Source organism: Gemmatimonas sp. (assembly GCF_031426495.1).
GTDB lineage: Bacteria > Gemmatimonadota > Gemmatimonadetes > Gemmatimonadales > Gemmatimonadaceae > Gemmatimonas.
This window is the reverse complement of record NZ_JANPLK010000043.1, coordinates 70427-85511: the sequence shown is the minus strand read 5'-3', so window position 1 is coordinate 85511 and position 15085 is coordinate 70427. Positions and strand designations below refer to the sequence as shown.

15 protein-coding genes and 2 tRNA genes are annotated in these 15085 nt (G+C 65.7%); 14 read left to right on the top strand and 3 right to left on the bottom strand.

Translation table 11 applies throughout. The annotated features are described in order from the left end of the window. Positions 1–29: 29 nt before the first annotated feature. The 8 genes from RMP10_RS11585 (at position 30) to hflX (ending at position 7425) form a co-directional block, all read left to right on the top strand. On the top strand, positions 30–773 hold the full coding sequence (locus RMP10_RS11585) for a CpsB/CapC family capsule biosynthesis tyrosine phosphatase (RefSeq protein ID WP_310570412.1): 744 nt from the start codon (positions 30–32) through the stop codon (positions 771–773). A 30-nt stretch (positions 774–803) separates the two neighbouring features. After that, a complete protein-coding gene (locus RMP10_RS11580; protein ID WP_310570411.1) occupies positions 804–1409 on the top strand; it encodes an SIS domain-containing protein in 606 nt (201 codons plus the stop codon). An 87-nt stretch (positions 1410–1496) separates the two neighbouring features. Continuing rightward, positions 1497–2249 carry an SDR family NAD(P)-dependent oxidoreductase gene (locus RMP10_RS11575; protein ID WP_310570410.1) on the top strand — a complete coding sequence of 251 codons (753 nt, stop codon included), beginning with the start codon at positions 1497–1499 and terminating at the stop codon, positions 2247–2249. Positions 2250–2272: 23 nt separating this feature from the next. Next, complete coding sequence (locus RMP10_RS11570) at positions 2273–3553, top strand: hypothetical protein (protein ID WP_310570409.1); 1281 nt, start codon at positions 2273–2275, stop codon at positions 3551–3553. 20 nt (positions 3554–3573) lie between these two features. Next, a complete protein-coding gene (locus tag RMP10_RS11565; RefSeq protein WP_310570408.1) occupies positions 3574–4131 on the top strand; it encodes a hypothetical protein in 558 nt (185 codons plus the stop codon). Next, positions 4128–5444: a replication-associated recombination protein A gene (locus RMP10_RS11560; protein ID WP_310570407.1), complete on the top strand. Its 1317-nt coding sequence runs from the start codon at positions 4128–4130 to the stop codon at positions 5442–5444. The genes RMP10_RS11565 and RMP10_RS11560 overlap by 4 nt, the downstream gene beginning before the upstream one ends. 111 nt (positions 5445–5555) lie before the next feature. Then, on the top strand, positions 5556–6044 hold the full coding sequence (locus RMP10_RS11555) for an LEA type 2 family protein (protein ID WP_310570406.1): 489 nt from the start codon (positions 5556–5558) through the stop codon (positions 6042–6044). A gap of 79 nt (positions 6045–6123) precedes the next feature. Next, positions 6124–7425 carry a GTPase HflX gene (hflX, locus tag RMP10_RS11550; protein ID WP_310570405.1) on the top strand — a complete coding sequence of 434 codons (1302 nt, stop codon included), beginning with the start codon at positions 6124–6126 and terminating at the stop codon, positions 7423–7425. Positions 7426–7509: 84 nt separating this feature from the next. Here hflX and RMP10_RS11545 read toward each other — a convergent pair. From RMP10_RS11545 to RMP10_RS11535, 3 genes are all read right to left on the bottom strand, one after another. Then, positions 7510–7583: transfer RNA gene (locus RMP10_RS11545), tRNA-Val, on the bottom strand. 123 nt (positions 7584–7706) lie between these two features. After that, positions 7707–7780 (bottom strand) — tRNA-Ile (locus RMP10_RS11540). A 41-nt stretch (positions 7781–7821) separates the two neighbouring features. Further along, positions 7822–9054: a PfkB family carbohydrate kinase gene (locus RMP10_RS11535; RefSeq protein WP_310570404.1), complete on the bottom strand. Its 1233-nt coding sequence runs from the start codon at positions 9052–9054 to the stop codon at positions 7822–7824. Between RMP10_RS11535 and RMP10_RS11530 the strand changes: the two genes are divergently transcribed. The 6 genes from RMP10_RS11530 to hemW all read left to right on the top strand — a co-directional run bounded on the left by RMP10_RS11530 (position 8945) and on the right by hemW (position 15079). Continuing rightward, positions 8945–9859 carry a DMT family transporter gene (locus RMP10_RS11530; RefSeq protein WP_309668941.1) on the top strand — a complete coding sequence of 305 codons (915 nt, stop codon included), beginning with the start codon at positions 8945–8947 and terminating at the stop codon, positions 9857–9859. The genes RMP10_RS11535 and RMP10_RS11530 overlap by 110 nt on opposite strands. A gap of 59 nt (positions 9860–9918) precedes the next feature. Next, positions 9919–11058: an asparaginase gene (locus RMP10_RS11525; protein WP_310570403.1), complete on the top strand. Its 1140-nt coding sequence runs from the start codon at positions 9919–9921 to the stop codon at positions 11056–11058. Then, positions 11045–11761 (top strand): carboxymuconolactone decarboxylase family protein, encoded by a 717-nt coding sequence (locus RMP10_RS11520; RefSeq protein ID WP_310570402.1) that lies wholly within the window; start codon positions 11045–11047, stop codon positions 11759–11761. Before RMP10_RS11525 ends, RMP10_RS11520 begins: the two co-directional genes overlap by 14 nt. 105 nt (positions 11762–11866) lie before the next feature. Next, entirely contained in the window at positions 11867–12889 is a 1023-nt protein-coding gene (obgE, locus tag RMP10_RS11515; protein WP_309668944.1) for a GTPase ObgE, read from the top strand. Then, on the top strand, positions 12867–13928 hold the full coding sequence (gene dprA, locus RMP10_RS11510; protein WP_310570401.1) for a DNA-processing protein DprA: 1062 nt from the start codon (positions 12867–12869) through the stop codon (positions 13926–13928). Before obgE ends, dprA begins: the two co-directional genes overlap by 23 nt. Further along, positions 13925–15079: a radical SAM family heme chaperone HemW gene (gene hemW, locus RMP10_RS11505; protein WP_310570400.1), complete on the top strand. Its 1155-nt coding sequence runs from the start codon at positions 13925–13927 to the stop codon at positions 15077–15079. The genes dprA and hemW overlap by 4 nt, the downstream gene beginning before the upstream one ends. Positions 15080–15085 lie beyond the last annotated feature (6 nt).

The following is a 15085-nucleotide window of genomic DNA, read 5'->3' as shown; positions in this document are numbered from 1 at the left end:
CCGCGCCACGTCAGCAGGAGGGACGCGTCATGATCGACATTCATTCGCACCTGCTGCCGGGCGTCGACGACGGGTCGCCGTCTCTCGACGTCTCGATTCCCGTGCTCCAGCGGTTCGCGGCTCAGGGCGTCACCGTACTGGTTTGTACGCCGCATCTCAACGCGAGTCAGGCCGCGAGCGCGCCGTACGCGCGCCACGGCGAACTGCTGGCGCTGCTGCGCGCCGCGGCGCCGGCCGACTTGGACATTCGGCTGGGTTGGGAGATCATGCTCGACAGCCCAGGTGTCGAATTGACGGCTCCCGAACTCTGCTTGGGGAACTCCCGGGCGCTGCTGGTGGAATTCACCCGCGGCGGACTACCGCGCGGGGCGACGAGCGAGCTCCGTCGTATTGCCCGCAGCGGGCGGACGCCCATTTTGGCTCATCCGGAGCGCTACTTCGGCTGCACGCTGGAGTTGGTGCGGCAGTGGCGAGCGCTGGGAGTGGTCATTCAAACCGACGCCTCGGTGCTCATGGGACGTGGGGTGCCTGCGGACTTGGCCAAGGCCATGCTGGCGGATGGACTGATCGACATCCTGGCGTCCGACAACCACGGCGATGGCCGATCGCTGGGCACCGCTCGTGATTGGCTCGCCGAGCGGGGGGCAGACGAGCAGTCGGACCTTTTGCTGCGGGCGAACGCCGAGCGGGTGCTGGGCGACGAGGATCCGCTGCCGGTCCCCCCCCTTCGCGACGGCCTGGTTGGACGCATCAAGCGCATACTCGGTCGCTAAGACGATCGATACCTGAACCAATACCGAGCTATGACCCACGCCGATCAAGGCCCGCAGAACGCTCCAGACGCGTCCGTTGCCCCGTTGCTTGCCGCTCTGACGGAGCTGGCAGCGACGGCCGAACAGGTCGCCCGTGACCTCGCGCCGGAGATCGAGCGCGCGCTCGAGATGGTGCGCACCACGGTGAATCAGGGGGGAACGCTCCTATTCTGCGGGAACGGCGGATCGGCAGCCGACGCGCAACACATGGCCACAGAGTACGTCGTTCGCTACATGCGAAACCGTCGCGCCTACCCCGCCATCGCCCTGACCACCGACACCTCGTTGATCACGGCGGCGGGCAACGACCTCGGGTTCGATCACATATTTTCTCGTCAGATAGAAGCCCTTGGGAAAAGTGGCGATCTCTTGATCATCCATTCGACCAGCGGAAATTCTCCAAACGTCCTGCGTGCCGCTGAGGCGGCCAAGGCGAAGAGCATTCCGGTGCTGGCCCTCACGAAACGGGACGGCGGCGCCTTGCGACTGCTGGCGGATCACACCGTGGTGGTGCCGACGGATCGGACCGACCGGGCGCAGGAGATACATCTCTGTATTCAGCACGCGATCTGTGACGCGATCGAACAGACGTTGTGAAGAACTGTCCAATTCTGAACGATAAACCCTTTTCACTTAACTACTTGACGCACGACGTGTCATGTACTTTCACAGGATAGGCTTGGCATGATCTCACTGAAAGGGAAGCGAGCGCTGGTCACCGGCGGGGCACGGGGGATTGGCGCTTCCGTGGCGCGCTTGCTCGCACAGGCCGGGGCCGATGTGGGAATCGCGTACCGCAATCGCTCGAACGAGGCGGCGGCTGTGATTGCAGATCTCACAAATCACAAAGTGCGGAATTTTTCGCACATGGGAGATTTGTCCACAAAAACGGCGAATCAGGACTTTGTGGATAAAGCCATGCAGCTCTTCGGCGGTGTGGATATCTATGTGGGAAACTCAGGCTTTTGGCCGCCTGATCCGCTGCCCGTTTCGCTGCTCGACGATGATCGATGGCGTTTCACGATGGCGACCAACCTGGACGGAATGTTCTACGGGGCGCGGGCGGCGGCGCGAGTGATGAGCGACGGTGGTCGTATGATCTTCGTATCCAGTACGGCGGGACAACGGGGCGAGGCGGGTCACGCCGACTACGCGGCAACGAAGGGGGCGATGATCTCCTTCGTGAAGTCGCTTGCGGTTGAGCTCGGTAGTCGAGATATCACGGTGAACTCCGTGGCGCCCGGGTGGGTCGATACCGAGGCCGTGGCGAAGCCGTTCGCTGCCGGACGCGAGCGGATCGAGGCCGCCATCCCATTGGGGCGCGTGGCCTCCCCGTCGGACATCGCCGGACCCGTTCTCTTTCTGGCCAGCCCGTTGGCTCGGCATGTGACCGGCGAAATTCTGAATGTGAACGGCGGGAGCGTGCTCTGCGGATAGCGAGCGCAGCGTCTCGTGGGAACTTGCGCACCCCCGGCCAGGTCATCGACATCGCTCGCACGCTCCAGCAGGCGGGCTTCGAAACCTGGTGCGTCGGCGGAGCCGTGCGCGACGCGCTGCTGGGGGAGGCCCACCTTGACTGGGATCTCGCGACCGCGGCGACGCCGACGCAAGTCCGGAAGCTGTTCCGCCGCACCGTGCCGGTTGGGATCGAATTCGGAACGATCGGTGTGCTCGACCGCGACCACGTCATGCATGAGGTGACGACCTTTCGCCGGGATGTGAAGACCGACGGGCGGCACGCCGTCGTGGAGTTCGGCGCCTCGCTGGATGAGGACCTGGCACGTCGCGATTTCACGATCAACGCTATCGCGTACGATCCGATCGATCACCGTCTGCACGACCCCTTTGGTGGGCAGATCGATCTGACGCGTCGCGTGGTACGCGCCGTCGGAGAGGCCGACGCGCGGATGCGCGAAGACCGGCTGCGAGCGCTGCGGGCGATCCGCTTCGCGGCGCGATTCGGCTTCGAGATCGCGCCGGACACCTGGGCGGCGATCGTCGAGAGTGCACCGTTTCTCACGCGGTTGTCTCCCGAGCGGGTGAAGCAGGAGCTTGAGAAAACCATGGAACAGGTGCTGGCTCCGTCGGTGGCGTTCGTTCGGTGGCGAGAGGCGGGGGCATTCGCGTCGCTGGTACCGATGTTGGCCGAGGTCCGCGACGACACGTTACGCGCCATCGACGCCTTGCCTCGCCCCGGCTTAGCCGGTCGTCCGCTCCGGAAGACCCTGCGTGTCGCCGCACTCTTCAGCGAGGGCGGCGCCAAGCCGGCGGAGCGGGCATTACGCGACCTCCGCTTTTCGAATCAGGACACTTCCAACGTGTCGTCGCTCGTGGATCGGTGGAGCCGTTTCGGGCCATCGCTCGCCGAAACGATGGCCTCGGGTGTCCTCCCAGCTGACGCCGAACTTCGGCGCCTGGCGGCGAACGTCGGGCGATTACGAGTGGCGGGCTTTGTGCGCCTGGCCGCCGCCCAGTGGAGCGCGATGGGAGGGGTGAGTCCGGCCTTGGTGCGTCGGCTTCACCGACGCCTGCTCACGATCGCCTTCCGAGAGCCCATCGAACTGGCCGATCTCGCAATCGATGGCGACGATCTGCGCAGTGCGGGTATCGCGATCGGACCGGCGTTGGGGCGATTGTTGCATGCGCTCCTGCAGCGGGTGATCGACGACCCCGCTGCGAACACACGGGATGCGCTGCTCGAGGCGGCACGCGACCTCGCCAGTCTCTCTGAAACCGCCTGACCGGGCGCATGAATCTCCAAATGCGAAACGCGATGTCGCCGTCGGGCGGCGACGAGGCCGGGCGCTTCCGTCCGGTGTCGGATTGGTTTGTCGCGTCGAAGGATGCCGGCGTGCACGTCGCGCGCATCGGGACGACGGCAGAACGCGCCGTCGACCTGCTGCACGCCTTGACGCTGCATCTCGATCCCGCTGTCGATGTCGTGATGAGCGATCTGCGAAGCGGTACAGAATGGGCGGGCTTCGACGTCGCGCTGCCGGATCTGCGCGACGCGCTCGGGCGTCTGCGCTTTCCGCTGGCGACGTACGGGGGCGTGGAGATGTCGGTGTTCGGGCCGGACGATCAGCTGTCGCTCACGCCCGAGCTGCTGCTCGTGATCTACTCACGTTCGGATCGCTGGTACTTTCTGCTAGATGGGTTGGGGCTTTCCGAACGGGCCGAGCCACCGGCCGCGGTCTGGGTTCCGTCGCGCACCATGCTCGCCCCCTCGTCGGAGCTGGCCACCGCGTTGGCATCCGCCGCCGCGAGACTCGGCTTGCAGACGGGCGCGCCGGCGGGCGCCCGCTCGATCGCCCGATGAGCGCCACCCTGTTCGCGGCGAGTTCACCGGAGCCACTGGCGGCTCGTATGCGCCCGGAACGCCTCGAAGACGTCGTCGGACAGCAGCATCTGCTCGCTCCCGGTCGACCGCTTGGCGATGCGATCCGGAACGGCACGATCGGGAGCGTGATTCTGACCGGTCCCAGTGGGACGGGCAAGACCACGATTGCCAGTCTGATCGGCCGATACATGCAGCAGACGGTCGTGGTCCTGAACGCGGTTACCGACGGCATCCCACGTCTTCGTGAAATCGTCGCCGACGCGGAGAAGCGTCGCAACTTTGAAGGGCGCCGCACGCTGGTGGTGATCGATGAAATCCACCGTTGGGCGAAGTCGCAGCAGGATGCATTACTGCCACACGTCGAGAATGGTGTGATCACGTTGTGTGGGGCAACGACCGAGGTGCCCGGCTTCGCGGTGGTGGGCGCGTTGCTGTCACGGTCTCGCGTGTACGCGCTCCGTCCACTCACGATCGAAGACGTCGTCAGCGTATGCGCGCGCGCGCTGGCCGACGAACATCGCGGTCTTGGTGCTTTACGGGTGCAGGCAGATCCGGACACGCTGCGCTGGCTCGCGGAGCAGTCCGATGGCGACGCGCGTCGTGCGCTCGGTGCGCTGGAGGCGGTCGCGCAGATGCTCCCGACCGGTGCCGCGCTCACGCGTGACGCCTTGGCCGATGCGCTCGGAACACGCGTCGTGAGCTACGATCGCGTCGATGTCGACCGCAACGCGGTGCTGTCGGCCTTTCATAAGTCGCTGCGCGGCAGTGACCCGCACGCCGTGCTGTACTGGCTGGCGCGCGGCCTCCAGGCCGGCGAAGACCCGCAGATCTTCTTGCGTCGGTTGGCGGCCATGGCGACGGAGGATATCGGTCTCGCGGATCCGCAAGCGATCGGCATCGTGATGACCGCCTGGGAGACGTTCCGCCGACTCGGGCCCGCGGAAGGTGAACGGGCGGTGGCGCAAGCGGCCGTGTACTGCGCCGTCGCGCCGAAGTCGAATCGACTGTACCTCGGATGGGCAGCGGCCCGCGCGGCCGCCGCGGAATCACCGTCCGTGCCCGTGCCGGCGCATCTGCTCAATTCGGAGATGCATCTGCGCGCCGATCCCGATCGCCGCGTGCCGTACGAGTATCCGCACGATCATCCCGGGGCGTTTGTTGCGCAACCGTATCAGCCACCGGAACTCCAAGGGCAGACCTACTATCATCCTCTATCGGTCGGCGAGGAGAAGCAGATCGCCAAACGTCTCGCGTGGTGGGCCGAACGTGGCGGGCCTCCCGTTGTCGAGTGACGGAACACGACCGAGGGGACGGGTACCATTCAAGGACTCGGTGCGCCGTCGATTCCGACGCCACCGGAAACTTGGGAGCAGACCTTTCAGCTCTGGGGATATGAGATGCGCATGACGAGGGCTGTACGGCGCTGGATGACGGCGGGAGCAGTCGTGGCGTTGACCACGGGCGGTGCCGCGTGCGCCACGCTTGGACGCGCGACGTTCAAGGAACCAGTGGTGACGCTGCGTGAGTTCAACGTGACGGGCCTCGGGCTCACCGGGGGCAGCGTCGACGTTGTGCTCTCGGTCTACAACCCGAATGGCTACAAGCTCGACGCGCTAAGTATGACGTATCAAGTGGATGTGGACACCATCAAGCTCGGAAGTGGTGCGCTTGACGGTCGGTTCGTGGTGCCAGAGAACGACTCCTCGCTGGTGCGCTTGCCCGTACGTTTCACCTACGCCGGCCTCGGCGCGGCTGGTCGGTCTCTGGTCACGGCCGGCACGGTGAACTACCGCGTGCGCGGCGATTTCACTGTCTCCACACCGCTCGGCAATTTCACCCGTCCATACGACCGGACGGGACGGTACTCCTCGGTGTCCGGCAACGGACGCTGATCGGCTTCGCCCTCTCAGAATTAGGTAGACGCACATCAGCCGCGAGATCATCTCCCTCACGCCGCCAGTCGAGCGCGCGGTGCTCGTCAGTGCACCGTCGAAGCGTGGTAATGCCCGTCATCAATCAGAAGAACACCTCGAAGAACTCGCCCGCCTGGCCGACACGGCTGGGGCTGTCGTGGTTGGCCGGTTAACGCAGGCGCTCGATCGGCCGCATCCCGCGACGTACCTGGGCAGCGGGAAGGTCGAGGAGCTCAAGCTGCGCATCAACGAACTCGGTGCCACGCTGGTGCTCTTCGATGATGAGCTGACGCCGGCCCAAGGCAAGAACGTCGAAGCCATTGTCGGAACGCGCGTGATGGATCGCGCGGAGCTGATTCTGGACATCTTCGCCACGCGGGCGCGGTCGAGCGAGGCCCGCATGCAGGTGGAACTCGCGCAGCTGCAGTATTTGCTGCCGCGACTCACACGCATGTGGACCCACCTCGAGAAGTTCCGCGGTGGTATCGGCGTACGTGGTCCGGGTGAAACGCAGCTTGAAACCGACCGTCGTCTCATTCAACATCGCATTCGCGTGCTGAAGGAGCGCCTCGCCGATGTCGAGCGCGCGCGCGAAGTGCAGCGGGAAGGACGCAAGGCGCACTACCGAGTTGCCCTCGTTGGCTACACGAATGCGGGCAAGTCATCGATCCTGCGGCAGATGGCGAATGACGTGCAGGTGTTCGTGGAAGACCGTCTCTTCGCCACGCTCGATCCGCTCACGCGTGAAGTCGACGTCGGCGACGGCTACACCGTGCTCCTCACCGACACCGTCGGGTTCATCCGGAAGCTGCCGCACCATCTGGTCGCGTCGTTCCGGGCCACGTTGTCCGAGGCGAAGGAAGCGGATCTGCTGCTGCACGTCATCGACGCGAGTCATCCGGTCTGGGAAGAGCAGCGCGATGTCGTGGACGGTGTGCTGGCGGATCTCGGGCTGGCCGATCAGCCGAAGCTGTACATCATGAATAAGATGGACTTGCTGCCAGCCGACGAAGTGGCGGCCGTTCGTGAACGCGTGGCGAATCTCATCCCGAATTCGTTGTTCGTGTCGGCCATCGAGCCCGGTGGTCTCGACGGGCTGCGCGCATCACTGTTGGACAGCCTGCGTCGCCAACGTCCCGTGCTTGAAGTCCGGCTGCCGGCGGCCAACGGGCGAATGATTGCCGAGATGCATCGCGACGGTGAGGTGCTGGATCAGCGCACCGACGAGGATGTGATTGTGCTTCGCGCGCGCTTGGACGACCGCACCATCGGTCGTCTGCGGCAAGCTGGTGCGCGGATTACCGTGCTCCGGGGTGTCGAGCGGGTCAAGGCACCGGCCGTAGCGGCGGAAGTGTTCTGATCGCCAAACCGCCGACACTGAACAAAAAGACGGCCGGTCATCAGTGAAGATGACCGGCCGTTCTTGTACTACGAGATGATGAAGTGGGCGTGCAGGGACTCGAACCCCGGACCTCTGCTGTGTGAAAGCAGCGCTCTAACCAGCTGAGCTACACGCCCCATAGCGTTCCGTGCTCGACAACTCACCGCGCGGATCAAGAACGTAACGGAGGGGATCGGCGGTGGGAAGCCCCCTCCGGTTCTGCCAAAGACATACGCCTCGGTGCATGGCACCGAGGCGTATGGTCCGGGTGGGACTTGAACCCACGATCCTTCGATTATGAGTCGAGCGCTTTAACCAACTAAGCTACCGGACCAAACGTGGCGATACCCCGCCGCCGCCCTTGGCAAATGTAGTTCACGCATCCGCAATGTGCGCGTCGTAAGCCTCGAGGACTTCGTGGGGCGTGACCGTGGCGGCACCGAGCTTCCCCACTTCGACGCCGGCGGCGTAGTTCGCCACGATCGCTGCCTCGAGCGCGGTGGCTCCCGCGGCGAGCATCGTCGCCAGATACGCCGTGACGGTGTCGCCGGCACCGACCACGTCGTACACCTCACGGGCGGTGGTGGGGACGCGATGCACCACGCCGTCTGACGAGACCAGTGCCATGCCGCGCTCACCGAGCGTGAGCAGCAAGTGCTCGACGCCGAGGCGCGCAAAGGTCTCCGGCAACGCCGCCGGATGTTCCAGATCAACAGCCGCGCCGAGTGCACTTTCAAGCTCTCGACGATTCGGCTTAAACACGGTGGCCCCACGATACGCAAAGAAGTTGCGGAACTTCGGATCTACGACGATCGGGAGATTCCGCGTGCGCGCGGCAGCGATCGCGCCTTCGATGACCGCCGGGACGAGCACGCCTTTGTTATAGTCTTCGAAGACGAGCGCCGTTGCGTGCGGCATGGCGGTTTCGATGGCCTCGAGCACACGCGCCACGTCTGCGCTTTCGAGGTCCGCGTCATCTTCTTCATCGAACCGCACCAGCTGCTGGGATCGCGCCATGACGCGGGTCTTGGTCGTGGTGGGTCGACCGACCACGACGAGCGACCGCGACTCCATGCGACCGGCCTGGAGGCGCTCGCGCAGGGTGCTGCCAGCCCCGTCGTCTCCGACCACGGCCACGAGATCGCACCCCGCGCCAACGGCCGCGACGTTCTGCGCCACGTTCGCTGCGCCACCGAGGGCCAGCTTGCGGTCGCGCACGCGCACCACGGGGACGGGCGCCTCGGGGGAGATGCGGTCGACGTCGCCACGAAGGTACACGTCGAGCATGGCATCGCCGATGATGACCACGTGCTGCGAGGCGGCGTCAGCCAGCAATGCCTCGAGCCGAGCGCGGGAGATGGTGGGCGTCATGGCGGGGAAGCTAGTCGGACCCATAAGCTTCGTCACCGGTTGTGCCGTTCCCTTGCCTCCTCCCGCCGCGATGCCCGCCTCGTCCTCTCCCAGCAAATCCCCCGTCTCTCGCCGTTCGCCAGTCCTCGTGCTGGCGGCGTCGCTGATCGGGATCTCCTTTGCGGCACCGCTGATCCGGCTGTCTGCGAGTTCAGCCATCGTGATCGCCACGTGGCGACTGGGTTTGTCGATGCTCATCGTCGGAGCGGCCCTGATGTTCACGGGCTCCTGGCGAGAGTGGCGTCTGCTGTCCCGACGGGAATTGCTGCTGGCCGCGGGTGCCGGAGTGTTGCTCGCGCTCCACTTCTGGAGCTGGAATGCCTCGTTGCGCTACACGACGGTCGCGGCCTCGGTCGCGTTGGTGAATCTGCAGCCCGTGCTGATCGCCAGTGTGTCGGCGCTCTGGCTGCATGAGTCTCCCTCCGGACGTCAATGGATCGGGGTCGTCATCGCCGTGATTGGTGCGCTGGTGGTGGGGTTGGCCGACGTCCCCGGGGGATTGCCGGGAATTGTCTCCGCGATCGCCGGCGGATCGACCACGGAGGGTGGCGGCCGTGCGCTGTTCGGCGACCTCTTGGCGCTCGTGGGCGCGGTTACGGCCGCGTTGTACTACTTGATCGGGCGCCGGCTTCGGCAGCGTGTCGGGGTGTGGCCCTACGTTTCTCTCGCCTATGGGGCAGCCTTTGTCACATGTCTGCTCATTGCGCTCGCCAGTGGCGAGGTCCTGTTGCCGCAGCCGCGCCGCGAACTGTCGATCTTTGCGGGACTTGCCATCGGCCCCATGCTACTCGGACACACCGGTATGAACTGGGCGCTCGGCCACCTGCCGGCATTTGTGGTGAATCTCACGACGCTAGGTGAGCCGATCGGTGCCACGATCCTGGCCGCCCTCCTCCCGGGCATCGCCGAGGTTCCGGGCATCGGCACGGTCGTGGGAGGGGCGCTCGTTCTGGCCGGCGTCCTGCTCGCGTCACCCCGCGCCCAGGCCTCCACGGAGCGCTGACCGAGGTCGAATGGTCGTCTGAGCCGACTCGCCTCCCTCGCCCCGGTTATCTTTCAGGGGTGAGCGAGACTCGATCGATATTCTCAGGCGCTGGTGCGCCGCACGCCGAGCCGGATGGCGCGTCCGTACAGGGGCCGTTCGCATCGGCGACGCCGATGGTATTCGCCCCGGCGCTCCGGGAGCGCCGCTTCGATGTGGTGGTGACGCGCGGCGGTACGGTCGAATCGCGTCACCGTGTCCATGCTGCCGTCGTGGACGCCAACGGGACGCTGCTGGAGGGCGTGCGCAATCCGCACACGGAGACGTGGTGGCGTTCGTGTGCCAAGCCCTTTCAGGTGATGCCGCTGGTGCGGGCGGGCGGCCTGGAACGTCTGGGCTGGGGCTCGAGCCAGTTGGCCTTGGCCTGCGCATCCCACGGTGGCGAACCGGAGCATGTGGCACTGGCCGAGTCGATGCTCGCCGGAATCGGTCTCGAGGAAGGCGACCTCGCCTGTGGGGCCCATGAGCCGCTGGCGTCGCGCGGCGCACGGCTGCTTCGCGAGTCGGGCGATCGGGTCACGCGCCTCCACAACAACTGCTCGGGAAAACACGCGGCCATGCTGGCGCGGGCAGTGCTTCTCGGCGAGCCCACCACCGGCTACGAGCAGGCGTCGCATGCGGTACAGCGGGCGGCACACGAGACCGTTGCCACGTGGGCGGGCATGACGCCGGAGCAGGTCCGTGTTGCGGTCGACGGTTGCGGCGTGACAGTCTTCTCGCTCCCGCTGGCGAATATGGCGCTCTCGTACGCACGACTCGCCCACGCGTCGACTCACGGAGACGAGACGAGCCGGCGTATAGTGCATGCCATGACGACGCATCCGTTCCTCGTGGGCGGCAGCGATCGGTTCGATACACGCCTCATGGAGGCGATCGGCGGAAACGTGTTGTGCAAAGTCGGCGCGGAAGGTGTGCACACGTTTGCGATCATCGACCGCGGTATCGGTTTCGCACTCAAGGTCGAGGACGGCTCGCAGCGGGCGCAGTTCGTCGCCGTGCTGGCGATGCTGGCGGAGTACGGCGGATTGCCATCGCCGTTGCCGGAGAGCTTGCGCGACGCGGCCGTTCGGGCCGTGCGCAACACGCGTGGCGAACAGGTCGGCGAAGTGTTCGTGAGTGTGGCGTCGCTCGGCGCGCCTGTACGCAATGACGCCGTATGACGGCGAGCCGCGCATGGGCGAGGCAGGCGCGCGTACGCATGACACCGTGGGCGTTGGTTCGATGACAGCCCGCGGCCACGTGTCCGTTACACTCGATGCACTCGATGCGGAGACGGCGGCGCTCGTTCGGCTTGCGGCGGTGCTGGCCGGCGGCAGCGAGGCGGAGGTTCGTGCGGAACTGTCGGGGGTGAATGACGTCGTCAATCCGATCTGGGTCGAGGAAGTCATTCTTCAGACGTACCTGTTCGCCGGGTTTCCGCGCGCGCTCAACGCGGCGCGAGATTGGCGGCGGATCTCCGGTCGCCTCGCACCATCGCCGGCCGACGACCGAGAAGCTGAGGAGCTGGACTTTGTGGCGCGAGGCGAGGCGACGTGCGCCACGGTGTACGGCGAATTTTACGATCGGTTGCGTGTGAACATTCGTGGACTCCATCCGGCGTTGGATCGGTGGATGATCACGGAGGGATACGGCAAAGTGCTCGGCCGGCCGTTGCTCGATCTGGCACGACGAGAATTGTGTGTGGTCGCCGCGTGCGCGATTGCACGACAAGACCGGCAGCTGCATTCGCATCTGCACGGTGCGCTGAACGCGGGAGCGTCGGCGGGTGTCGTGACGGCCGCGTTGCGGGTGGTCTCGCCATTGATCAGCGACGACGACATGCGTCGCTATCTCGGTCTGTGGGCGCGAGTGCAGGGGAAGTAGTTCGGCATTTCAGCAGTACGGCAGCACCATCAGCACGCAGTGTACTCGAAGGTTTTTTGGCGGCGCCCCCGTGGCCGGCTGCCTCTCTCGTTTCGGAAGTGATTCATGTTCGTAGATCGCGTACTCGTGAAGGTCGAAGCAGGAACCGGTGGTTCGGGACAGACGTCGTTTCGCCGCGAGAAATTCGCGCCGATGGGTGGCCCTGATGGCGGCGACGGCGGACGTGGCGGCGACGTGATCGTACGCGGCGACCGGAACCTGACCACGCTCCTCGACTACACGTACCGCGATGCCTGGAAGGCCGAACGCGGACAGCACGGCGAAGGGTCGAACCGGACCGGCCGCTCGGGCGAGGACATCGTGTTGCCGGTGCCTCCCGGCACGGTCGTGCGCGACGCCGAGACGCAGGAGTTTCTCGGTGAAGTCATGGAGGATGGACACACCATTCTCGTGGCAAAGGGCGGTCGGGGGGGCAAGGGCAACTCCTTCTTCGTGACGCCCACGCACCAGTCGCCGCGCGAGTGGCAGCCGGGTGAGGAAGGAACAGCCCGCACGCTCGAACTCGAACTCAAGCTGATCGCCGATATCGGTCTCGTCGGACAGCCGAATGCGGGCAAGAGCACGCTTCTCTCGGTTATTTCGGCGGCGCGCCCGAAGATCGCTGACTATCCGTTCACGACGTTGTCGCCGAACCTCGGCGTCGTCCCGCTCAGCGATCACCGCTCGTTCGTGGTGGCCGATATTCCGGGAATCATCGAAGGCGCGTCCGAAGGCAAGGGACTTGGCCTTCGGTTCCTGCGACACATCGAGCGTACGCGCATGCTCGCGTTCATGATCCCCATCGACGCGGAAGACTGGCAGGCGGAACTCGATCAGCTGCGTCACGAGATCTCCTCGTACTCCACCGAACTCGCCGCGAAGCCGTATTGCGTCGTCTTCACGAAGCTCGATCTGCTGGGCGAACACTACGTGCCGGACATCGAAGCGCCTGGTGCGTTCGGCAAGTACGCGATCAGCGCGGCCGGACGTATGGGGCTCGATGTCGTGCTCGACGCGTGGTGGCGTGAGCTGCTCGCCATGCGCGTGGAAGCCGAGAAGCCGGCACGTGACGCGCAGTTTCTTCCCTGAAGAGGTGGTGGACGCGCGCGAGGTGATCGCGCTGCGTCAGGTCGCCGGACTCGGCGACGTTGGCGTAGCGCGACTCCTGTCGCTTCATGGCGACGCGGCGCGCGCGCTGGCGTCGGTCGCTGCGGCGCGACGCGACGACGCATTGGGTACGGCCGACCGCATTCTGGCGGACCTGCGTCGCATCGGCGGGGAGGCGCTCGTGGCCGGAACCGAGCGCTACCCGTCGCGACTCCTCGAACTCGCCGACTCGCCTCCGGTGATCTACGCGCAGGGCACACTGGTTAGCGCGAATCCGCCGGCCGTGGCGATCGTGGGCACCCGCGCGGCGTCGGCATACGGACTGCGCGTGGCGCGCGCCATCGCCACCGCCTGCGCCCGCGCCGGTGTGACGATCGTGAGCGGATTGGCTCGCGGCATTGACGGCGCGGCGCATGAGGCGGCGCTGGCAGCGGGCGGGCGTACCGTGGCGGTTCTCGGCACGGGTCTCGACGTGCATTACCCGCGTTCGCATCGCACCCTGCAGGAACGCATCGCGCGTGATGGGCTGTTGCTGACCGAGCAGAGGCCGGGTGACACTGGACACGGTGGCACCTTCCCCCGACGGAATCGCATCATTGCGGCGCTGGCCGACCTCACCGTCGTTGTCGAAGCTGGTACAGGGAGCGGCGCGCTGATCACCGCCGATCACGCGCTCGAATTGAATCGAACGGTCGCCTGCGTACCGAACGCCATCGATCAGGTCTCGTCGCTCGGCAGCAATGCGCTGCTGAAGATGCACGCCGAGCCGATTCTGGCCGTGGACGACGTGTTGGCCTTGCTTCGCGTCGATCGGTCGATCTCCACCCACATGGCCCTCGATGGCGATGCAGCGCGGTGCTGGGACGCCGTGCAACGCGGCGCGCGCGACATCGAGCAGGTTGCGGCGCACGCTCAGTTGCGCCCTCGTGAAGCGGCCGCTGTGCTGAGTGCGCTCGAAATCGATGGACTCGTGCACTTCGGGCCATCGGGGCAGGTGCATCCGTCCATCGGCGTATCGTGAGCGCTTCGGCGGCTTCACCCGTGGGCTATCGGCATCTGTACTTGCACGTACCGTTCTGTGCGCGGCGCTGCAGCTATTGTGATTTCGCGATCGCCGTGCGCAAGCGGGTGCCGTGGCGTGCGTTCGCCGATTCGGTCGGCGCCGAGCTTCGCCTTCGCGGTACCGCAGAGTCGTGTGACGTGTTGAGCACGCTGTATCTCGGTGGAGGCACGCCGTCGCGATTGGGCGGCGAGGGCATCGAGCGCTTGTTCGATGTACTGCACGAGCACATTCGACTGGACGCGGACGCCGAGGTCACGCTCGAAGCGAACCCGGAAGACGTGTCGGCCGACGCCGTGGCAGCGTGGTGTCGGGCGGGTGTGAATCGGGTGAGCTTAGGTGTCCAAAGCTTCGATGATCGGGTGCTGTCGTGGATGCATCGCGTGCATGACGCGGATGCCGCCGTGCGCGCGGTTGACACCCTCCGCGCCGGCGGCATTGATGCGATGTCGCTCGACCTCATCTTCGCGGCGCCGGATACGCTGGAGCGGGACTGGAGCGGCGATGTCACGCGACTTCTCGCACTCGCTCCCGATCACATTTCGCTGTACGGTCTCACCATCGAACCGCACACGCCGCTCGGGCGATGGCAGGCCCGTGGTGAGGTCGAGGAAGCGCCCGAAGATCTCTACGAGCGGCAGTTCCTCGAGTCGCACGAGCGACTGCGGTCCGCCGGCTTCGAGCACTACGAGGTGTCGAATTTCGCCCGGCCCGGCCGACGCGCGCGACACAACAGTGCGTATTGGCAGAACGTGCCGTATCTGGGCATCGGGCCATCGGCGCACGGCTTTGACGGATCGGCGCGTCGCTGGAACCACGCGGCATTGACGGCATGGGAGTCGGCGTTGTCCGCTGGAATCGACCCGATGGAGGGAGCGGAAACGCTCACCAGACAGAACCGTGAGGCCGAGATGGTGTACCTTGGGTTACGCACGATCGACGGACTGGAGCTTCGGGAAGGTGAGGAAGCCCGCGTCGCCACGTGGCGTCGGCAGGGGTGGATCGAGTCTGTTCATGGGACTGCCGGATCTCGGATCCGGTGCACCGCCTCCGGATGGCTTCGGCTCGATGCCCTGGCCGTCGACTTGACAGCACTTCGAAGTCGTTCGTAGCGTTAC